The organism is Streptomyces sp. NPDC058964 (genome assembly GCF_042741275.1).
GTDB lineage: Bacteria > Actinomycetota > Actinomycetes > Streptomycetales > Streptomycetaceae > Streptomyces.
This window is the reverse complement of record NZ_JBHYKH010000048.1, coordinates 10,428-29,434: the sequence shown is the minus strand read 5'-3', so window position 1 is coordinate 29,434 and position 19,007 is coordinate 10,428. Positions and strand designations below refer to the sequence as shown.

Here is a 19,007-nt window from a genome sequence, read left to right as displayed (position 1 = left end):
GAGTTTTTACATTTTCTGGGGGGCTGGGTTTTGTTTAAAAGAGACTGGCGTACGGCATCACGGGCATGGAGCGGACGGACGTCCCCGGTCTCGCCACCGGGTCGGACGGCCGGTGGGAGTACCCGGAACTGGTGAAGCCGCCGCTGCCGGCCGGCAGCCCGGGTCCGTTCGCCGAGGCGAACCAGGCGGGCGCGCACTACGCCGACCTGCGCGAGCTGCTGCTGCCCGCGCCGAAGGGCGCCAAGGCCGACGGCGCACTGCGCGGCGAGGACGGCTGGCTGGCGATGAAGGACTTCCTCGCGCAGTACTCCAAGAAGGAGGACCGCGATGAGCTCGGGCAGAAGCTGACCGACTACGGTCTGCGGCACGTCGCGGCCCGCGGCTGGATCACGCGGGACGGCACACGGACCCGGATCTACCTGCTCCAGTTCGGCACCGCGACGGCCACGGACAAGCTGCTCAGCAGCGATCTCACCGTCTACGACGCGCTGCCCTACACCGTGCGGGGCGCCGACTCCTACGCCCGGGACGAGAAGTTCCCGGACGCCGCCGAGCTCCCGGACATCACCCTGGCGCCGTACGCCGAGGCGAAGCCGTACGGCACCGAGCAGGTCCGGCTGGCCTACCTGGCGGCCGGGGACACCCTGGGGATGATCGTCCAGTCCCGGAAGGGCACGGCGCTGGCCGTCCCGTTCCAGCAGACGGTGACCCTGCAGAGCCAGCTGCTGGACTGACCCCGTACGCCCGTGAGGGCACACCTCGCAAGGAGGGCCGGGCCCCGGCCGCGTAAGCTGGGGCACGGCCCTGTGCATGCCCACCCTCGCTCAAGGAGCACTCCGTGGAGACTTTCTACGAAACCCTGTTGGTCCTGGTCTGCGTCGGCGTCCTCGCCTTCGCCGGGCTGACCGTGAAGAAGCTGTACCAGGGCCAGCGCTGACCCACGTCTAGGAACTGCCTGTCATGATCGAGATCCCGTCCGACCTCCACAAGGACCTGGTTCCCCTCGCCTTCCTGCTCGGCAACTGGGCCGGCGCGGGCGTGCACGACTTCCCCGGCTCAGAGAAGTGCAACTTCGGGCAGGAGGTCACCTTCACCCACGACGGGCGGGACTTCCTGGAGTACCGCTCTCGCACCTGGGTGCTGGACAACGACGGGAACAAGGTCCGTCCCCTGGAGTCCGAGTCCGGCTTCTGGCGTATCGACGACGTCCGCAAGGTCGAGGTCACGATGACCCGCGACGACGGTGTCATCGAGATCTGGTACGGCGAGCTCGCCGACAAGAAGCCGCAGATCGACCTGGTCACGGACGCGGTGGCGCGTACGGCCGCCTCACGGCCGTACAGCGGTGGCAAGCGTCTGTACGGCTACGTCAAGAGCGACCTCATGTGGGTCGGCGAGAAGCAGACCCCCGAGGTCGAGCTGCGCCCCTACATGTCGGCCCACCTGAAGAAGGTCGTCACTCCGGAGGAGGTCGAGCGCTGGGCCAAGGCCCTGCCCGACGACATGCCGGACGACGGGATCGCCTTCTTCAAGTAGTCCTAGACTCTCTGGTGTGGTGAGCACCGACTGGAAGAGCGACCTCAGGCAGCGCGGCTACCGGCTGACGCCGCAGCGGCAACTCGTGCTCGAAGCCGTGGACACCCTTGAGCACGCGACCCCCGACGACATCCTCGTGGAAGTGAGGAAGACGGCGTCGGGGGTCAACATTTCCACCGTGTACCGCACCCTCGAACTGCTCGAGGAGCTCGGCCTCGTCTCGCACGCCCATCTCGGTCACGGCGCCCCGACCTACCACCTCGCGGACCGCCACCACCACATCCACCTGGTCTGCCGGGACTGCCAGAACGTCATCGAGGCGGACGTGGACGTGGCGGCCGAGTTCACGGCCAAGCTCCGGGAGACGTTCGGCTTCGACACGGACATGAAGCACTTCGCGATCTTCGGCCGCTGCAAGGACTGCTCTCTCAAGAGTTCAATTACCAAGTCGTAGGCTTACGCGTATGAAGAGCCCCCTGCTGTCCCTGCCCGGCGCCGTCCCTGCCGAGGGCGTGGACGAAGGCGTCGCCGCCCACTACGGCGACCTGTTCCGCGAGCAGCGTGCCCTCGCCGACGGCACCGGATTCGTCGACCTCTCGCACCGCGGTGTCGTCACCGTCACCGGCGAGGACCGGCTGAGCTGGCTGCACCTGCTGCTCACCCAGCACGTCAGCGAGCTCCCCGCGGGCGAGGCCACCGAGGCGCTGATCCTGTCCGCGCACGGCCACATCGAGCACGCGCTGTACCTGGTGGACGACGGCACGACGGTCTGGGCCCATGTGGAGCCCGGCACCCAGGACGATCTGATCGCGTACCTGGAGTCGATGAAGTTCTTCTACCGGGTCGAAGTGGCCGACCGGACGGACGACTTCGCGCTCGTCCATCTGCCGGCCGGTTCGATCGCCGAGGTCCCCGAGGGCGTCGTCGTGCGTGAGACGGCGTACGGCCGTGACCTCTTCCTGCCCCGCGCGGACCTGGAGTCCTACGCGCGGAAGGCGGGCCCCGCGGCCGGGATCCTCGCCCACGAGGCCCTGCGCGTCGAACACCACCGCCCGCGCCTGGGCTTCGAGACCGACCACCGCACCATCCCGCACGAGCTGGGCTGGATCGGCACGGCGGTGCATCTGCAGAAGGGCTGCTACCGGGGCCAGGAGACGGTCGCCCGCGTCCAGAACCTCGGCAAGCCCCCGCGCCGGCTGGTCTTCCTCCACCTCGACGGCAGCGACGTCCATCTGCCGGTGCACGGCACCGAGATCCGGCTCGCGGACGAGGGGCCGGACGGCCGCGGTATTGGCTTCGTCACCACGTCCGTACGCCACCACGAGCTGGGCCCGATCGCCCTTGCCCTGGTCAAGCGGAACGTCCCGGTGGACGCGCCGCTGGTGGCGGGGGACACCGCCGCCGCCCAGGAGACGGTCGTGGCCCCCTAGACCTCGATCAGGACGGTGAACGGGCCGTCGTTCGTCAGCGAGACCCGCATCTGCGCGCCGAACCGGCCCGTCGCCACCGTCGCGCCCAGCGAGCGCAGCCGGGCGACCACCTCGTCGACCAGCGGCTCGGCCACATCGCCGGGAGCGGCCGCGTTCCAGGTCGGGCGGCGGCCCTTGCGCGCGTCCCCGTAGAGCGTGAACTGGCTGATGACGAGCAGCGGCGCGGCGATGTCGCTGCACGACTTCTCGTCGTGCAGCATCCGGACGGACCAGAGCTTGCGGGCGAGCTGGGCCGCCTTCTCCTTGGTGTCCTCATGGGTCACCCCGACGAGGACGCACAGCCCCTCGCCGGTGATCTCACCCACGGTCTCGCCGTCCACGACGACGCTCGCGCCGTCCACCCTCTGCACCACTGCACGCATGCGGACCATGATGCCGGGTGCCGCGACCGCGTTCGCGGGTGGCCTATTTTTGATCCTTAAGCCCCCATCTGGGGCCGTTAGGGGGCACTCGGTCACATAGCGGCCACTTGGGGTGGCACGATGCTTCCGTACGCCGGTCGAGGGGACGGTAGAGGCACATGAGCACACCGAGCGCCGGGCAGCCGCCCGGGGCGGTCGCGGCCGCCCGCGAGGGAGGTCCGGACACGCACAGGCCGCCCGCGCAGCGCAGCGACAGCACACCGCTGCCCGCGGACCCTCCCGAGCACGACCTGACCCTGCTGAGCCTGCCGGAACTGCGCACGCTGCGCCGGGACGCCCAGCGCGACGAGGCGGACCTCAGTTACGTGCGGCGGCTGCTGCAGGGCCGGATCGACATCCTGCGCGCGGAACTGTCCCGCCGCGGACCCGCCTCGCCGGTGACGCCCGAGGACGCCCCCGCGGCCGCCCCGGTGGTCGCCCGCCTCCCGGAGATCCTCACCGACGCCCCGGCCCGCCACCGCTCCTCGGCCCGCCACGTGACGCTCGGTACGCCGCACAACGAGGAGTACCGGCGGCTCGCCGCCGAGATGCTCGCCGAGGTAGAGCTCTCCGACCTGCGTGCCCGCACCGACCCGGAGCTGAACGCCGCGATGGGCCGGCTCGTCCGCTACGAACAGCAGGTCTCCCGCCGCCGCCAGCACCTCCAGCGCACGACCGACGAGTGCAGCGCGGAGATCACCCGGCGGTACCGGGACGGTGAGGCGCAGGTGGACGACCTGCTGACCTGAGGGGCGGGCGGGCGGAAATCCGCGCGACACCGCGGGGCCGTGGACCTACCGTGAGCCCATGAGCCGCCCCACCGCAGACATCGATGTACGTCCTGTCACCGAGGCCGAGTTCGCCGACTGGCAACGCGCCCTGAACACCGGTTTCCTGCGGGAGCCGGTTCTGTCTCCGGAGCACCTGGAGGCCCGCCGGAGCCAGTTCGTGCCCGGCCGTCTCCTCGGCGCCTTCGACGGCGGCCGGTGTGTCGCGACCTTCCGTTCCTTCACCCAGGAGGTCACGGCCGTGGGCGGCGCGGCCGTACCCGCCGACGCGATCTCCAACGTCACGGTCAGCCCGACCCACCGCCGCCGGGGCCTGCTCACCCGCATGATGAGCCAGGACCTCGCCGCCGCGAAGGAGCGTGGGGACGTCGTCGCCACGCTCATCGCCGCCGAGTACCCGATCTACGGCCGCTACGGCTTCGGCCCGGCCACGTGGATGACGGAGTGGACCGTCGACGTGCCCCGCACCGGCCTGGACCCCCGCTGGTCCGGCCCGGAGGACGGCGGCCGTATCGACCTCGTCGACGGCGAGGACGTACGCAAGACCGGCCCGGAACTGCACGAGCGCATACGCCGCTCCCAGCCCGGTGCGGTCAGCCGTGACGAGCTGTGGTGGCGGCTGCAGACGGGCGCCGTGCGCTTCGGCGGCAACTGGACCGAACCCTTCTACGCCGTCTACCGTTCGGCGTCCGGCGAGGTCGAGGGCATGGTGTCGTACGAGTCGGACGACAACTGGCACGGCAAGCAGCCGCAGAACACGGTCGAGGTGAACTGGCTGCTGGCGTCGACCCCGGCGGCCCAGCGCCACCTGTGGCGCTACCTCTGCTCGATCGACTGGATCACCAAGGTGAAGAGCGGCTGGCGGTCGCCCGACGACCTGCTGCCCTGCTTCCTCCCCGACCCGCGCGCGGCGAAGGTCACCACGCAGGGCGACTGGCTGTGGGTGCGGATCCTGGACGTCGTACGCGCCCTCGAGGCGCGGACGTACGAGGGGACGGGATCGCTGGTGCTGGAGCTCACCGACCGGCTCGGCCTGGCCGGGGGCCGTTACCGGCTGGAGGCCTCGCCCGCCGGCGCGTCCTGCACGCCGACCACGGAGGCCGCCGGACTGGTCATGGACGTCGCCGACCTGGCGGCCCTGTGGCTCGGCGACGGGACGGCGACGCGCCTGGTCGCGCTGGACCGGGCCCGGGAAGAAGAAGAGGGCGCCGCCCGGGTGGCCGACGCCCTGCTGCACACGTCCGGGCGACCGTGGTGCCCGGACATCTTCTGAACCCTCCCTCCTCCCGACGGCGGTACTGACTGGTCTCATCCGTAGCGAGCTGTTGAGTTGTGGCTGTGCGCTGACGATGTTGAGTTGTCGGTGTTGAGTTGTGACTGTGCGTTCAGTTGTGGCTGTGCCTCTGTGCCGCTGCGGTTCGCTACCGGCCGGTCCGGCCTGCCGAGCTCCCGGCTCCCCTCCGGAAGGGAGCCCGGTCGGCCAACCGCCGGGAAGTTTGACCATGTTGCTTGAGTTGGCTACCAACTCCACAGTACTTATCTCCGCTTGGAAGCGACGCATAACCACCTTTCCGTGAACTGCCGGAAGATGGCGCGAAGTTGTAGTGTTTCTTCGTGGACCCGGAACACGCCTCCGTCAATGGACGGAAGAGGTCACAACGGCCACGGAAGTCACATCGTGAGGTGGCCGACGAGTTGCGCACCCGGATCACCTCAGGGGTGCTGCGGCCGGGGCAGCGCATGCCCACGCAGGCCAAGCTGGCGGACGAGTTCGGGGTGGAGCGCGGAGCCGTGCGGCAGGCGCTGCGCATCCTGCAGTCGGAGCACCTGCTCACCAACGTCTCGAAGGGCAGCCCCGCCACAGTGGCCCCGAATCCGGGCCGGAGCCTGCTCACGGCCGGCCCCGGAGCCGCTCCGCAGCCCACCATGGTGTCGCTCGCCCCACGGACGGCCGCCGCCTTCGCGGCCCCGCACGTCGAGATCGACGCCCTGTGCCTGACCTCGGTCTCGCTCACACTGGCGATCGGCGAACCGCTGCGCCAGATCCACGCGGGGCGATTGAAACCGGCCAAGGTCGACGTCCGGGTCCTGCTGCCGAGCCGTGACATCGAGCTCGCCTTTCCGGCACCCGTGGGCGACGCCTCGGCCGCCGGCCTGCTGCGCCGGCGCTGGCTCGCCCAGCGCAACGCCCAGGGCCAGGTGCTCCGGCACAACCTGCTGGCCCTGCGCGCCACGCACGGCATCGACGTGCGCGTGTCCTTCCGCGCGCTGCCCTTCACCCCGCCGGTGAAGCTGTATCTGCTCAACGGCACGGAGGCGCTCTTCGCGTACTACACGTTGACCAGGCGCGAGCGGGAGATCGAGCACGAGCACCTGGAGATGTACGACGCCGAGGGAACCCGGTCGATGCTCTTCGCCTTCGAGCAGGGGGCCGGGCTGCGGGACACGACGTTCGTGGAGCAGTCCCATCTGTGGTTCAACGCGCTGTGGGAGACGATCAGTTCGGAGCTCCAGCTCACCTAGCGGAGCCGTGAACGCGGTTCGTCACAGGGCGGGCCCCGCGAGCAGGACCGCGAGCAGAACGGCGCCGGCCGAGCTGACGGCCGGGCTCTTCGCCTTGATGCCGATGGTGAACAGCAGCAGGCCGACGATTCCGGTGGCACCGTACTTCCACTGGACGAGCTGCTCGAAGCCGACGACGAACACGGCGGAGATGAGGGCAAGGGCAGGCACGATGATTCCCCCTTCGGGCTGCCGGGAAGCAAAACTTCCGCCAACTCGAGTGAGTTGGCAGCCAACTCTGAGTAGGTTGTCCCCACTTGGCAGCTCTATATAAACAACTTTCGAACAACTCCCTTTGGATAAATCAAAGTTGTAGCGTTTGGTCGTGGCTCAGGAGAACGTGGCAGTGAACGGCAGCAGAAGGCTCACGCCGCAGGAGATCGCCGACACCCTGCGGGAACGGATCCGCGTCGGCGACCTCAAGGCGGGAGACCGCCTGCCGACCCAGGCCGGGCTCGCCGAGGAGTTCGGCGTGGAGCGCGGCGCCGTGCGCCAAGCCCTGCGGTCACTCCAGGCCGACGGCCTCCTGAGCAACGTCAGCAAGGGCAGTCCGCCGCGGATCGCGGAGCCGGCCCCCGCCCACGACGAGCCCCAGCCCACCATGGTCGGTCTCGGCCCCCGGGTGACGGAGGCCTTCTCGTCGCCCCGGGTCCGGGTCGACGCGGTCTGTCTCACGGCCGGGAGCCTCATGCTGGCGTTGAGCGAGCCCCTCCGCGAGATCCACGCGGGCCGGCTCAGGCCGGAGCGGATCGACGTGCGCGTCCTGCTCCCGTCCCGGGACATCGACCTGGCCTTTCCGGTGCCCGTGGACGGCCGGGGCGAAGACGACCCCGTGCACCAGCGCTGGCTGGCGATGCGCAACGCCCAGGCCCAGGTCCTCCAGTACAACCTGAACGCCCTGCGCTCCACCCACGACATCGACGTGCACGTCACCTTCCGCGGGCTGCCGTTGACACCTCCGGCGAAGCTGTATCTGCTCAACGGCTCGGAGGCGCTCTTCGCCTACTACATGGTCACCCGCCGCGTGGAGCCCACCGACAGCGGAACGCTGGAGATGTACGACGCGCTGGGCCTCAAGTCCCTGCTCTTTTCCTTCGAGAGCCGACGGAGCCGGCGCGACGCGGCGTTCGTGGAGCAATCGCAGAAGTGGTTCGACGCCCTCTGGGAAACCATCACCACGGACCTGACACTCTCCCAGTGACCCCTGAGTGATCCTTTGGGACTTCGACGGACCGATCCGCCGGCCTTTCGCGCGGCACAGCGAGTCGACTGCCCGCGAACGTCTCCGTGGTTCCGGCGGACCAGTCAAATCCGCTTCTGCGCGAACTGGATTGGACTGCTTGCTTCAGGCCTGAGTCATGAGCAGCACCAGCAGCACGGCCCCGATGGAGGAGCAGGTAGCGTTCTGGGCCTTGATTCCTGCTCCGACGAGCACGAGGGCGAGAATACCGACTCCGCCGTAGCGGGTCTCAATCATGTGGTCGAAACCCATGGCGAAGGCGGCGCACATCAGTCGTGTCGCAATCATGGCTCCCCCAGTCGTCGCGTACTCCACGCGATCAAGTAGTCGTCCAATTGGACTGGTCTGGCTGAGGGGGTTCTGCCCTAATCCCGTGATCGCCTAACCGAAAGGACGGTTGGACTGATGATTTGACTGAGAGTTGGCCCGCTTGTCGGATCGCTCGGTACTCGAGGAGGTTGGCATCCAACTGGAGCCAAGTTGTCTCATCTTGGTCGACCTTCATTGACAGCTATCAAACAACTCCCTCTAGATGGATCAAAGTTGTAACGTTTGGTCGTGACCGAGGAGCACGTGGCCGTGGACCGCAGCAGAAGGTTCTCGCCCCAGGAGATCGCGGATGTCCTGCGGGAGCGGATCCGCACGGGCGAGCTCAAAGTGGGAGCCCGTATGCCCACTCAGGCGGAGCTGGCCGAGGAGTTCGGCGTGGAGCGCGGCGCCGTGCGCCAGGCTTTGGGGCTGCTGCAGGCCGACGGACTGCTGAGCAACGTGACCAAGGGCAGTCCGCCGCGGGTCGCGGAACTGGTGACTCGCCGGAGCGGCCCCCAGCCGACGATGGTGGGGCTGTCCCCCAGGCTGACGGAGGCGTTCGCGGCCGCGCATGTCAGCATCGACGTCGTATGTCATACGGCCGAGACCTTGATGCTGGCGGTCGGCGAGCCGCTCCGGCTGATCCACGAGGGCCGTATCCGCCCCGATGCGATCGACGTCCGGATTCTCGTGCCGTCGCGGGACATCACGCTCGCCTTCCCGGTACCGGTGGAGGGGCCCGGCGAGGGCGACCCTGTGCATCAGCGCTGGTTGGCGATGCGCAATGCCCAGGGACAGGTCCTGCGGCACAACCTTCAGGCCCTGCGTTCCACGCACGGCATCGACGTGCGGGTGGCCTTCCGCGCGCTGCCGTTCACCCCGCCCATCAAGATGTACCTGATCAACGGGGAAGAGGCGCTGATCGGGTATTACATGCTGACCCGGCGGGAGGAGGAGTGGATGAGCCAGACGCTCGACATGTACGACGCCCTCGGCTCGAAATCCCTCCTCTTCTCCTTCGAGAAGAAGGGCGGAGCGCGGGACGCGTCGTTCGTGGAGGAATCCCAGAAGTGGTTCGACGCCCTCTGGGAAACCATCACCACGGACCTGACACTCTCCTAGTGACCTCTGACACGAAACAGACTCATCTGGCGACAGAGCAGAGTGCGGCCCTGCGGGAGCCGGTCATGCGTGCGAGGGTGGTGCTCTGGGACTTCGACGGACCGATCTGCAGACTGTTCGCCCGGCATTCGGCGCAGCAGGTGGCCGATGAACTGATGCGGTGGCTGGGCGAGCAGAGCCCGCGGGACCTGGCGGCGGATGCCGCCCAGGAGTCTCCTGATCCGCATGAGCTTCTGCGCGCCGTCGACCGCAGGCACCCCGGCAGTGACCTGGTCCGCCGGCTGGAGGAACGTCTCACACTGGAGGAACTGCGCGCCGTTCCGTCGGCGATGCCCACCGCGTACGCGGACCCGTTGATCCGCACCTGGCGTGCGGTCGGCTCACGAATGGCCGTGACCAGCAACAACTCCCCGCGGGCTGTGCAGATGTATTTGGAGAAGCGTGATCTGCTGGCCTGCTTCACCCCCCACATCTACGGCAGGCCCGAGGATCTCCGCCGGCTCAAGCCCGACCCGGACTGCCTCAACCGCGCCCTGGCCGCGATGGGAGCGGATCCGTCCCGCGCGGTGATGATCGGCGATGCCCCCACCGACTTCACCGCCGCCTCGCTCACGGGTGTGCCCTTCATCGGCTACGCGACGACCGAGAGGAGGGCGCAGCGGCTGTGGGATGCGGGGGCCGAGGTGGTCGTGGCCTCGCTCGAACCGTTGCTGCGTGTCCTCCGGGAAGCGTGACGGTGCGGCACCTCCGCCTGCCGGACGCCGGGCACGCCAATCTCCAGCCGATCGGCCTCCTGAAGCCGAATTGACTGAACCCGATCAAGCATCTCCGGCAATAATCAGTCCAATAGGAGTGATTGGATGGCCGGAAGCAGTGCGTTCCATGTCTGAGGGCGCTAGGTTCGGTCTGTGGCTACCTCAGGACATGCGGGAAGCGGAGGAAGGGCGTCCACCCTGGTGGAGTCCGTGCTTCGGGAGCAGCTTGCCAATGGGACCTACCGGGAGGGTCAGTCACTGCCGACGCAGCGGCAGCTCGCCCAGGAGTTCGGGGTGAGCCGGGACACCATCCAGCGTGTGCTGCGCAAGCTGACGGACGAGGGCTGGGTCGACTCCCGGCAGGGCAGCGGTATGCGTGTCCTTAAGGTGCCGGAGCTGACACCGGTGGACCCGCGCCCGAAGCGGCGGACCGCCCCCTCCCTGGGGCCGTTGATCCACCACGCTTTCGAGCAGCCCGAAGTCGCCATCGACACCTTCGCGCTGACCTCGGAAACGCTGTGGAACCACCTGAAGGTCCAGGCCGAGCGGGTGGCCAGCGGGGAGGTCGTTCCGGAGCGCGTGCGGCTGCGCATGCTGCTGCCCTCGGAGAACGTGAGGCTCGCCTACCCCGCTGCCACGGACCCGGAGGACGACCGGGTCTGGGAGCGCTGGCGGGACATGGCGCGGAGGCACGTCATCGGGATCGCCGGCCTGATGGGGCAACTGCGCGAGTTGGGCGTGGACGCCGCGGCGGAGGTCCGCCGCGTTCCGCTGACCCCGCAGTTCAAGCTGTACGTGGTCAACGAAGAGGACTTGCTGTACGGGCTCTACGAGGTGCTCGAGCGCACGATCGTCCTTGACGACGGAACCGAGGTGCGGGCTCTGGACGTACTCGGTCTCGGCTCGGTGCTCTCCCACTACCGTGGAGACCCGGCGGAGGCCGAGGCGGATCACGGCCACTACTACGAAACCATGAAGGCCATTTTCGAGTCGTACTGGGAACGTCTGAGCGGCGTCGAGGATGACATCTGAGCGGCAGCTGAACGGATACGGAGAATTACTCGTATCCGGCTGGTGAGGTGCTGTCCACATGGTGACATGACGTGAGAATGGCCATCCCGGCCACTATCCTCTCGGCGCATGTCGCACCCTCTGCCCCGCGGAGCGCACCTGTCACTCGTGCGCGTCTTCGCGGAGGCGCGGCGCCGCAGCCCCGATGGGGAGGTGGTTTCCGGCCATCACAACATGAACCGCATCGCAGCGCTGCGGCAGCCGCTGGCGTTCCTTCTGCGGAAGCCGTCCGGGCGGATTCTCGCCAAGTTCCGTACCCCCTTTCACGCGGTCGAGGTAGTGCCTCGGATCTGGCCGAGCGAGGCCCAGGTGCTGCGCGCACTGGAAGCGCGGGTGAGCGGCGTCCCCCGCTGTCTGGCCGACTTCGGAGAATGGTCACTGCATGAGTACATCGACGGACAGGCCCTGGCCGACCTCGTTCCCGACGGCCCCGTCGGCAGCGAGCGGCTCATGGCGCTGGCCGGGTTCTTCGCCTGTCTGGCCGATGTGACCGAGGACGAGCTGCCGCCACTTCCCGCGGACTGGCCGCGCGACACCGACAGCCGTGGCTTCCTGGAGTGGATCGCGCGGTTCGCGAAGGAGAGGGTGCAGCTCTCCAATCAGCCCCGCTTCGGTTGGCTGTTCGAAGCGATCGGCGTTCCCGAGGACGCCATCGACCGCTTCATGCGTTCGGCCCCCGCCCTGACTCCGCGTCCGTTCGCCCTGCTCCACACGGATGTCCACCGGGCCAATGTCGTGATGGCCCGGACGCCGGAGGGGGAGCGCCTGTCGGTGATCGACTGGGAACTCGCGCTGTTCGGTGACCCGTTGCACGACCTGGCCACCCATTTGGTACGGATGAACTACGACAAGGCGGAGCAGGACCTGATGGTCCGTATGTGGGCGGACGCCATGCGCCGTGCCGGTCATGAGCCGATGACGGCGGGTATGCAGGTGGACTTGCCCGTCTATCTCGGCTTCGAATACGTCCAGTCGGTGTTTCCCGATGTGATGCGGGCCGCGCTGCTCCTTCCGGACCGCCCCGGCGAACGGGACCTCGGTCTTGCGGCCGAGCGCATCCGCCGGGCCCTCCAGCGGGCCCGTGAGCCGCTGGGGCTGCTCGACGAAGTCCCGGACGAGCGAGTGGTCGTCACCGCCCTGCGCGAATGGGTCGCGAGCGACAAGGCCCGCCGTCAGGAGGGGCCCGGCGCTGTGGACTGCCGGGGGGACAGGTAGGCGCGCAGGTGGGACGAAGGGAACGGCATGGTGGACGACCTCGGTGAGGTCCGGATGGCGCGACAGATGATCGAGGGGGCGGGCTGCGTGCTGTTCGACTTCGACGGGCCGATCTGTCGTCTCTTCCCAGAGGGCCGGTCGGCGCCGCTGGCCGATGAACTGCGTCGGCTGGCCGTCAAATTCGGCGCGGGAGACGTCCTCACCGAGGCGGAACGCGAGGACATCGATCCGCATGTGGTGCTGAGGGCCGTGTTCCGGGCGCGACACGACACGGACGTGCGTCTGCCGGCGCTGCTGGAGGAGTGTCTGGCCGCGGGCGAACGGTCGGCCGCGGAGGCCGCCTGGCCCACTCCGTACGCCGCCGACCTCGTCCGCAGTCTGGCCGGCAGGGGGTGCCGCCTGGCCATCGTCACCAACAATTCCGCCGAGGCCGCGCGTCTCTATCTGTCCCGTGCCGGCCTGCTCGGTCATTTCGAGACCATTCAGGGCCGTACAGCCGATCCCCGCCTGATGAAACCGGACCCCGACGTCCTGTCCCGCGCGCTCGCCGGGCTCGGCGTCGGGCCTGGTGGCGCGGTGATGATCGGCGACAGCGGTACGGACTTCCAGGCCGCGCGGAGTGCGGGGTCGGCGTTCGTCGGATACGGGCGCAACGAGCGCAAGGTGCGGGGGCTTCGGCAGGCCGGCGTCAGTGTGCTGGTGACCTCCTACCGGCCTCTGCTGCGGGCTGACTGAGCGGGGGCGGCGATCCGGGCGATCGGGCGCGTACCGCCCTCGTCCGCACCGCATGCGACACATGTTCGGAAGCGCCGGTGCGTAGGCTCGGCCCATGGGTGAGGAGATGGGCCTGCGCGAGCGCAAGAAGCTGCGGATGTACCAGGAGGTGTCCGGCGTCGCCGTGCGGCTCTTCCTGGAGAAGGGGTTCGACGCCGTGTCGGTCGCGGAGGTCGCCGCGGCCGCGGGGATCTCCAAGCCGACCCTCTTCCGGTACTTCCCGGCCAAGGAGGACCTCGTCCTCCAGCAGATCGCCGACCACCGGGACGAGGCCGCACGGGTGGCCGCCGGACAGCCGCGGCCGGTCGACGCGCTGCGGCGGCACTTCCTCGACGCGCTCGACCGGTGCGATCCGATCACCGGGCTGAACGACGACCCCGGCGTGCTCGCCTTCCATTCGCTGCTGTACGGGACTCCGGCCCTGGTGGCGCGGCTGTACGAGTACCAGGAGCGGTCGGAGGAGGCGCTGGCCGAGGCGCTCGGCGGGGGTCTTGACGCGCGGCTCGCCGCCGCGCAGATCATCGCCGTGCGGCGGATCCTCGCGCAGGAGAACTGGCGGCGGGTCGTGGCCGGGGAGGGTGTGGAGCGGGTGCGGGCGGACGCGGTGGCGGCGGCCGAGCGCGCGTTCGGGCGGCTGGAGACCACACTTGAGACTCGGTAAAAAATGTAACTCGGTTAAGTAATTTGGGTAGGGTGGGTGGCATGACGTCACCCCGCCCCGCCCTCGAGGACTCCCTCCACGACGAACGCGCGTACCACGACACCTGCCGCGCCGCCCTCGCCGCCATGGTCGACGGAGCGGCCGAACAGGTCGTCACCGGCGAGGACGTCTCCGCCTCCGGTGCCGACGCCGAAGTCCTCGGGTACCAGCTGCGCAGCCGGGCCAAGGCGCTCACCGAACTGCCCGAAGGGCCGCTGTTCTTCGGGCGGCTGGACTTCGGCGCGGGCGACGGCGAGCACGGCGGTCAGCGGTACCACGTCGGCCGGCTGCGGATCACCGAGCATCCGGCCGCCCCGCCCCTGGTCGTCGACTGGCGTGCCCCCGTCTCCCGCGCCTTCTACCAGGCGAGCGCCCTCGACCCGCAGGGCGTGGCCGTACGGCGCCGCTTCGGCTGGGCGCCGGGCAGCCGCGGCCACTGCGCCGACCTCACCGGGATGGAGGACGAACACCTGGGCAGGGGCGAGTCGGGGAGCGGCGACATCGTCGCCCGGGAGATCGAGCGGCCGCGTGTCGGGCCCATGCGGGACATCGCCGCGACCATCCAGCCCGATCAGGACGACCTCGTACGCGCCGACCTCACCGGCTCCGTGTGCGTGCAGGGCGCCCCGGGCACCGGCAAGACCGCCGTCGGACTCCACCGCGCCGCGTATCTGCTGTACACCCACCCGCAGCGCATGCGGCGCGCCGGCCTGCTGATCCTCGGCCCGAACCGGACCTTCCTCTCCTACATCGCCGAGGTGCTGCCCTCCCTCGGTGAGACCGGCGTGCGCCAGACCACCCTCCACGAGGAGATCGGCCGCCACCCGGTCACCGGGACCGACACCCAGCGGGCCGCGGCGGTCAAGCACGACGCCCGTATGGCCGAGGTGCTGCGCCGGGCGCTCTACGCGCGGGTCTCGGCCGACGGCGTCGAGTCCCTCGCCGTGCCGGACGGCACGTACACCTGGCGGGTCCCGGCCCACACGCTCGCGGAGATCATCGCGGCGGTGCGCGCCGAAGAGCCGCCGTACGCCGTCGGACGTGAGCGGGTGCGGGCCCGGGTGGTGCGCTCCATCCAGACGCGGGCCGAACGGCGGGCCGGGCCGCAGCCGGGTGCCTGGGTACGGCGGATCGAACGGGCGCGTGCGCTGACCGCGTACCTCGACGTCGTATGGCCGAAGGTCCGCCCCGAGGAGGTCGTCGCCGGACTCCTCACCGATCCCGGGGCGCTGGCGGAGGCTGCCGACGGGCTGCTGGACGCCGGCGAGCAGAAGGCGCTGCGCTGGGCGCGGCCGCCGCGCTCGTACAAGTCCGCGCGCTGGTCGGCCGCCGACCTCGTTCTGCTCGACGAGGTCGCCGGGCTGATCGAGCACCCCGAGGGGTGCGGCCACATCGTGGTCGACGAGGCGCAGGACCTGTCGCCGATGGAGTGCCGGGCGATCGCGCGGCGGGCTTCCTTCGGCTCGCTGACCGTGCTCGGCGACCTGGCGCAGGGCACCACCCCGTGGTCCGCGCGCCGGTGGGACGTACTGCTGCGCCACCTGGGCAGGCCGGACGCGGCCGTGGTCCCGCTGACGACCGGGTTCCGGGTGCCCACGGCGGTCGTCGAGCTCGCCAACCGGCTGCTGGAACGGCTGGACGTCGACGTACCGGCGGCCCGGTCGCTGCGCCGGGACGGGGAGCTGCGCATCCGGCACACCGACGACCTCCGCGGCGAGACCGTGGCCGCCGTACGGGACGCGCTCGCCCGGGAGGGCTCCGTCGGGGTCGTCACGGCGGACGCCGACGCGGACCGGGTCCGGGAGGCGCTCGCGGCCGCCGGGATCGCGGCGGCGGGGCCGGACGAACCGGGCGCCCGGGTGGCGGTGGTGCCCGCCACCCTCGTCAAAGGGCTGGAGTACGACCATGTCGTGGCCGTCGAACCGGCCGCCGTCGCGGAGGCGGAGGAGCGGGGACTGCACCGGCTGTACGTGGTGCTGACCCGGGCCGTGTCACGACTGGACGTGGTGCACCGCAGGCCACTGCCCTTCTGAACCGGGGCGGGGCATCGGCAGAACGCTCGCCGGGACCGGCCCCGATGGCCGATCCTGTTCCTGCGATGCTCCTCTTCCTCGACGTCGACGGCCCGCTGATCCCCTTCGGGGCGACGGACCGCCCGTACCCGGTGTACGAGGCGGCCGGCGTTCCGCCACAGGCCGCCGCCGACCATCCGCTGCTGGCCCGGATCGATCCCGCCCTCGGCCCGCGGCTGGCGGCCCTGGGCTGCGAACTGGTGTGGGCCACCACCTGGATGGACGACGCCAACTCCACCGTCTCGCCCTGGCTCGGTCTGCCCCCGCTGCCGGTCGTCGAGTGGCCCGACGAGGACGAGCCGCCGGCCCTGCTGCACTGGAAGACCCGGCCACTGGTCGCCTGGGCGGCCGACCGCCCGTTCGTCTGGCTCGACGACGAGATCACCGAGGCCGACCGTGCCTGGGTCGCCGCGCACCACCCCCGGCCCGCCCTGCTGCATCGTGTCGAGCACCGGTACGGGATCACGGACGCCGACCTCACGGCCGTGACGGAGTGGCTGCGGACGAACGGGCGAACCACGTGCCGGTGACCGCGCGGACGGCGGAGGCGGACGGCCGTACGGCCGTCCGGCCGCGGCGGCTGCTGGAGCGGGCCGAACGGGCCGGCCGGGAGGTGGCCGGGCCCCGCGGGTGCTGCGCCTGGGCGCGCCGGAGACGATCGCCGCGACACACAAGTACCGGCGGTTCTGGAGCGGCCGGCCGTCACCTGCTGCCGGCCGGGGTCCGCTCCGGGGAGCAGACCGCGGCGCGAGCAGACCGCGACGCTCCCCCCGGACCATGGCACCGCACCAGTCGGCCCCCGCCCGACCCCGCCGACCTCGACGGCGAGCGCCTTCTGGTGAACGTCGCCCACTGCTCCTTCCGGCTGGCCGCCGATCACCTCTTCCCCTGGGCCACGGCGTGTCGAGGCCGGGGGAGTGGCGGTGATGCGACCCTGGGCGGAGCGTGGCCGGGCGTCGCCCTGCCTCCCCGTTCCGCGGTCGCCGGGGCCCTGGCCGCCGGCCGCCTGGCCCGCCTCGCCTGCGCGCCCTCGGCCTGCGGCTGTGGCCGGTGTGGAGCGGTGAGGTGGAGGGGGCACCCGAGGCGCGGGAGCTGCCGTACGCGGCGAGCGCCCGACCGCCGGAGCCGCCGAGAACGTGGCGTGACACACTTTTGCAAGCAGGTGCTTGCAATTGTTAGCGGAAGTGCGGCAGGGTGGGGGTATGGCATCGCTCAACGTCGGCAATCTCGGTGAGTACCTGCGCGAGCAGCGTCGCAGCGCGCAGCTGTCACTCAGGCAGCTCGCCGATGCCGCCGGGGTGTCCAATCCGTACCTGAGCCAGATCGAGCGCGGGCTGCGCAAGCCGAGCGCGGAGGTGTTGCAGCAGGTCGCGAAGGCGCTGCGCATCTCCGCCGAGACGCTGTACGTCCGTGCCGGCATCCTCGACGCCGAGCGGGACCTGGACGAGGTGGAGACGCGTGCCGTCATCCTCGCCGATCCCACGCTCAACGAGCGGCAGAAGCAGGTGCTTCTGCAGATCTACGAGTCCTTCCGCAAGGAGAACGGATTCGTTGCCGAGGTCGCCGAGGGCGCGGTGGAGGATCGGCCCGACGACACCGCCGTGCGCGGCACCCGCACGGCCGACGCGGGCGATGCCGGTCCGCAGCGGACGGCCGGGTGAGCCGACCCGGGAAAGTTCAGCCGCCGGCCGCCGCGCCGCGGACCACAAGACCCTCAGCCGAATGTGAATCCGGGAGGACCATCACCATGGCCATCACCGACGATCTGCGCAAGACCTTCAGCGACCCGACTCCTCTCTTCTTCGCGGCAGGCACCGCCGACCTGGCGTTCCAGCAGGCCAAGAAGGTGCCCGCCCTGGTCGAGCAGCTGCGCGCCGAGGCCCCGGCCCGCATCGAGGCCGTGCGCAACACCGACCCCAAGGCCGTGCAGGAGAAGGCCGCCGCGCGCGCCAAGGAGGCCGGCGCCAAGGCCAAGGAGGCGCAGGAGGCCCTCCAGACCAGGGTCAACGAGTTCATCGGTGCCCTCGACGGAGACCTGAAGAAGCTCGGCAGCACGATCGACGCGGACCTCAAGAAGCTCGGCGAGTCCGCCCAGGACCTCGCCCTGCGCGGTGTCGGTGTCGCCGCCGAGTACGCCGTGAAGGCCCGCGAGACCTACGAGCGGGTCGCCGAACACGGCGAGCAGGCCGTGAAGACCTGGCGCGGCGAGGCCGCCGAGGGAATCGAGGAGCTCGCCGTCGCCGTCGAGCCGAAGGCCGAGCCGGTCGAGGTCAAGGACGAGCCGAAGCCCGCCGAGCACCGGGCCGAGCCCGCCCCGGCGAAGAAGCCTGCCGCCAGGAAGGCCCCGGCCCCCCGCAAGGCCGCGGCCAAGAAGAGCACACCTCCCGCCAAGTAACGGGTGGCAGCACGCACGGGCCGGGCACCGTTGGGGTGTCCGGCCCGTTGTACGGGTACGGTGGCCGCGTAGGAGTCGGGAGAGAACGGGCGGTGGGCGGCATGTTGATGTTGGGCTTCGCGGGGTTCCTGGGACTACTGAAGATCGTCCTGATGGCCCTCGCGGCGTTCGGGCTGTTCGATGCCGCGTTCCGGCGCGAGGACGCCTTCCGGGCGGCGGACAAGCAGAACAAGATCTTCTGGCTGATCATCCTGGGCATCGCGCTCGTGGTGAGCTACCTGTTCTCGATCCTCTCGATCCTGCCCATCGCGGGCCTGATCGGGAGCATCGTCTACATCGTCGACGTGCGGCCCGCGCTCAGGCAGGTCTCGGGCGGCCGCGGCTGGGGCCGCCGCCGCGGAAGCAGCAGCGACGGTCCGTACGGGCCGTACAACGGCGGCCGCTGACCGGATTCCCCACGGCGGCCGCCGACCGGATTCCCCACGGCGGCCGCCGACCGGATTCCCCACGGCGGCCGCCGACCGGATCCCACACGGCATCCCGGCCCACCTGACCCCCCCCACGAACTCCGTCCGCA

General features: G+C 70.1%; 22 protein-coding genes. 19 read left to right on the top strand and 3 right to left on the bottom strand.

Features of this window, described 5'->3' with window-relative positions; all coding sequences use genetic code 11:
* Positions 1-65 precede the first annotated feature (65 nt).
* The 4 genes from ACFW2E_RS09215 to ACFW2E_RS09200 all read left to right on the top strand — a co-directional run bounded on the left by ACFW2E_RS09215 (position 66) and on the right by ACFW2E_RS09200 (position 2,966).
* Positions 66-734 (top strand): hypothetical protein, encoded by a 669-nt coding sequence (locus ACFW2E_RS09215; protein ID WP_384463729.1) that lies wholly within the window; start codon positions 66-68, stop codon positions 732-734.
* A 226-nt stretch (positions 735-960) separates the two neighbouring features.
* Positions 961-1,536, top strand: a complete 576-nt coding sequence (locus ACFW2E_RS09210; protein WP_384463726.1) for an FABP family protein — start codon at positions 961-963, stop codon at positions 1,534-1,536.
* A gap of 16 nt (positions 1,537-1,552) precedes the next feature.
* Entirely contained in the window at positions 1,553-1,990 is a 438-nt protein-coding gene (locus ACFW2E_RS09205) for a Fur family transcriptional regulator (RefSeq protein ID WP_384463723.1), read from the top strand.
* 10 nt (positions 1,991-2,000) lie between these two features.
* Positions 2,001-2,966, top strand: a complete 966-nt coding sequence (locus tag ACFW2E_RS09200; RefSeq protein WP_384463720.1) for a YgfZ/GcvT domain-containing protein — start codon at positions 2,001-2,003, stop codon at positions 2,964-2,966.
* Here ACFW2E_RS09200 and dtd read toward each other — a convergent pair.
* Positions 2,963-3,388 (bottom strand): D-aminoacyl-tRNA deacylase, encoded by a 426-nt coding sequence (gene dtd, locus ACFW2E_RS09195; RefSeq protein WP_384463717.1) that lies wholly within the window; start codon positions 3,386-3,388, stop codon positions 2,963-2,965. The two genes, ACFW2E_RS09200 and dtd, sit on opposite strands and share 4 nt — an antisense overlap.
* Positions 3,389-3,546: 158 nt before the next feature.
* On the opposite strand from dtd, the gene ACFW2E_RS09190 reads away from it, so the two are divergent.
* The 3 genes from ACFW2E_RS09190 to ACFW2E_RS09180 all read left to right on the top strand — a co-directional run bounded on the left by ACFW2E_RS09190 (position 3,547) and on the right by ACFW2E_RS09180 (position 6,738).
* Positions 3,547-4,176, top strand: a complete 630-nt coding sequence (locus ACFW2E_RS09190; RefSeq protein WP_384463714.1) for an aerial mycelium formation protein — start codon at positions 3,547-3,549, stop codon at positions 4,174-4,176.
* A gap of 58 nt (positions 4,177-4,234) precedes the next feature.
* The gene (locus ACFW2E_RS09185) at positions 4,235-5,488 is read left to right on the top strand and encodes a GNAT family N-acetyltransferase (RefSeq protein WP_384463711.1); all 1,254 of its coding nucleotides are present in this window, start codon (positions 4,235-4,237) and stop codon (positions 5,486-5,488) included.
* A gap of 341 nt (positions 5,489-5,829) precedes the next feature.
* Positions 5,830-6,738: a FadR/GntR family transcriptional regulator gene (locus ACFW2E_RS09180; protein ID WP_384463708.1), complete on the top strand. Its 909-nt coding sequence runs from the start codon at positions 5,830-5,832 to the stop codon at positions 6,736-6,738.
* A 21-nt stretch (positions 6,739-6,759) separates the two neighbouring features.
* Here ACFW2E_RS09180 and ACFW2E_RS09175 read toward each other — a convergent pair whose 3' ends face one another.
* Positions 6,760-6,948 carry a hypothetical protein gene (locus ACFW2E_RS09175; protein ID WP_384463705.1) on the bottom strand — a complete coding sequence of 63 codons (189 nt, stop codon included), beginning with the start codon at positions 6,946-6,948 and terminating at the stop codon, positions 6,760-6,762.
* Positions 6,949-7,123: 175 nt separating this feature from the next.
* Here ACFW2E_RS09175 and ACFW2E_RS09170 point away from each other — a divergent pair, with 175 nt between their 5' ends.
* Entirely contained in the window at positions 7,124-7,978 is an 855-nt protein-coding gene (locus ACFW2E_RS09170; RefSeq protein ID WP_384463735.1) for a GntR family transcriptional regulator, read from the top strand.
* Positions 7,979-8,122: 144 nt separating this feature from the next.
* Here the strand turns inward: ACFW2E_RS09170 and ACFW2E_RS09165 are convergent, their stop codons facing one another.
* Entirely contained in the window at positions 8,123-8,305 is a 183-nt protein-coding gene (locus tag ACFW2E_RS09165; protein ID WP_384463702.1) for a hypothetical protein, read from the bottom strand.
* A gap of 264 nt (positions 8,306-8,569) precedes the next feature.
* On the opposite strand from ACFW2E_RS09165, the gene ACFW2E_RS09160 reads away from it, so the two are divergent.
* The 11 genes from ACFW2E_RS09160 to ACFW2E_RS09110 all read left to right on the top strand — a co-directional run bounded on the left by ACFW2E_RS09160 (position 8,570) and on the right by ACFW2E_RS09110 (position 18,876).
* Positions 8,570-9,448, top strand: coding sequence for a GntR family transcriptional regulator (locus ACFW2E_RS09160; protein WP_384463699.1), 879 nt, complete (start codon positions 8,570-8,572; stop codon positions 9,446-9,448).
* Positions 9,397-10,182, top strand: a complete 786-nt coding sequence (locus tag ACFW2E_RS09155) for an HAD family hydrolase (RefSeq protein ID WP_384463696.1) — start codon at positions 9,397-9,399, stop codon at positions 10,180-10,182. Before ACFW2E_RS09160 ends, ACFW2E_RS09155 begins: the two co-directional genes overlap by 52 nt.
* Positions 10,183-10,404: 222 nt before the next feature.
* On the top strand, positions 10,405-11,235 hold the full coding sequence (locus tag ACFW2E_RS09150) for a GntR family transcriptional regulator (RefSeq protein WP_384463693.1): 831 nt from the start codon (positions 10,405-10,407) through the stop codon (positions 11,233-11,235).
* Between the two features lie 213 nt (positions 11,236-11,448).
* Positions 11,449-12,489 (top strand): phosphotransferase family protein, encoded by a 1,041-nt coding sequence (locus ACFW2E_RS09145; RefSeq protein ID WP_384463689.1) that lies wholly within the window; start codon positions 11,449-11,451, stop codon positions 12,487-12,489.
* Between the two features lie 27 nt (positions 12,490-12,516).
* A complete protein-coding gene (locus tag ACFW2E_RS09140) occupies positions 12,517-13,224 on the top strand; it encodes an HAD family hydrolase (RefSeq protein WP_384463686.1) in 708 nt (235 codons plus the stop codon).
* Between the two features lie 94 nt (positions 13,225-13,318).
* A complete protein-coding gene (locus ACFW2E_RS09135; RefSeq protein WP_384463683.1) occupies positions 13,319-13,924 on the top strand; it encodes a TetR family transcriptional regulator in 606 nt (201 codons plus the stop codon).
* Positions 13,925-13,965: 41 nt separating this feature from the next.
* On the top strand, positions 13,966-15,996 hold the full coding sequence (locus ACFW2E_RS09130) for a HelD family protein (RefSeq protein ID WP_384463680.1): 2,031 nt from the start codon (positions 13,966-13,968) through the stop codon (positions 15,994-15,996).
* Positions 15,997-16,061: 65 nt separating this feature from the next.
* Positions 16,062-16,565 carry an HAD domain-containing protein gene (locus tag ACFW2E_RS09125; protein ID WP_384463732.1) on the top strand — a complete coding sequence of 168 codons (504 nt, stop codon included), beginning with the start codon at positions 16,062-16,064 and terminating at the stop codon, positions 16,563-16,565.
* Positions 16,566-17,237: 672 nt separating this feature from the next.
* Positions 17,238-17,696, top strand: coding sequence for a helix-turn-helix domain-containing protein (locus tag ACFW2E_RS09120; RefSeq protein WP_384463677.1), 459 nt, complete (start codon positions 17,238-17,240; stop codon positions 17,694-17,696).
* Positions 17,697-17,782: 86 nt separating this feature from the next.
* Positions 17,783-18,430, top strand: a complete 648-nt coding sequence (locus ACFW2E_RS09115) for a hypothetical protein (RefSeq protein ID WP_384463674.1) — start codon at positions 17,783-17,785, stop codon at positions 18,428-18,430.
* 101 nt (positions 18,431-18,531) lie between these two features.
* Complete coding sequence (locus tag ACFW2E_RS09110) at positions 18,532-18,876, top strand: DUF2516 family protein (protein WP_384463671.1); 345 nt, start codon at positions 18,532-18,534, stop codon at positions 18,874-18,876.
* The last annotated feature ends 131 nt before the right edge of the window (positions 18,877-19,007 follow it).

What these genes read in the sequence shown, in the direction of transcription:
- dtd (WP_384463717.1), bottom strand. Translation starts at nt 3,388, where the DNA reads ATGCGTGCAGTGGTGCAGAGGGTGGACGGCGCGAGCGTCGTCGTGGAC.
- ACFW2E_RS09130 (WP_384463680.1), top strand. Translation starts at nt 13,966, where the DNA reads ATGACGTCACCCCGCCCCGCCCTCGAGGACTCCCTCCACGACGAACGC.
- ACFW2E_RS09145 (WP_384463689.1), top strand. Translation starts at nt 11,449, where the DNA reads ATGAACCGCATCGCAGCGCTGCGGCAGCCGCTGGCGTTCCTTCTGCGG.
- ACFW2E_RS09115 (WP_384463674.1), top strand. Translation starts at nt 17,783, where the DNA reads ATGGCCATCACCGACGATCTGCGCAAGACCTTCAGCGACCCGACTCCT.
- ACFW2E_RS09210 (WP_384463726.1), top strand. Translation starts at nt 961, where the DNA reads ATGATCGAGATCCCGTCCGACCTCCACAAGGACCTGGTTCCCCTCGCC.
- ACFW2E_RS09110 (WP_384463671.1), top strand. Translation starts at nt 18,532, where the DNA reads ATGTTGATGTTGGGCTTCGCGGGGTTCCTGGGACTACTGAAGATCGTC.
- ACFW2E_RS09185 (WP_384463711.1), top strand. Translation starts at nt 4,235, where the DNA reads ATGAGCCGCCCCACCGCAGACATCGATGTACGTCCTGTCACCGAGGCC.
- ACFW2E_RS09200 (WP_384463720.1), top strand. Translation starts at nt 2,001, where the DNA reads ATGAAGAGCCCCCTGCTGTCCCTGCCCGGCGCCGTCCCTGCCGAGGGC.
- ACFW2E_RS09190 (WP_384463714.1), top strand. Translation starts at nt 3,547, where the DNA reads ATGAGCACACCGAGCGCCGGGCAGCCGCCCGGGGCGGTCGCGGCCGCC.
- ACFW2E_RS09120 (WP_384463677.1), top strand. Translation starts at nt 17,238, where the DNA reads ATGGCATCGCTCAACGTCGGCAATCTCGGTGAGTACCTGCGCGAGCAG.
- ACFW2E_RS09165 (WP_384463702.1), bottom strand. Translation starts at nt 8,305, where the DNA reads ATGATTGCGACACGACTGATGTGCGCCGCCTTCGCCATGGGTTTCGAC.
- ACFW2E_RS09140 (WP_384463686.1), top strand. Translation starts at nt 12,517, where the DNA reads ATGGTGGACGACCTCGGTGAGGTCCGGATGGCGCGACAGATGATCGAG.
- ACFW2E_RS09125 (WP_384463732.1), top strand. Translation starts at nt 16,062, where the DNA reads ATGCTCCTCTTCCTCGACGTCGACGGCCCGCTGATCCCCTTCGGGGCG.
- ACFW2E_RS09135 (WP_384463683.1), top strand. Translation starts at nt 13,319, where the DNA reads ATGGGTGAGGAGATGGGCCTGCGCGAGCGCAAGAAGCTGCGGATGTAC.
- ACFW2E_RS09215 (WP_384463729.1), top strand. Translation starts at nt 66, where the DNA reads ATGGAGCGGACGGACGTCCCCGGTCTCGCCACCGGGTCGGACGGCCGG.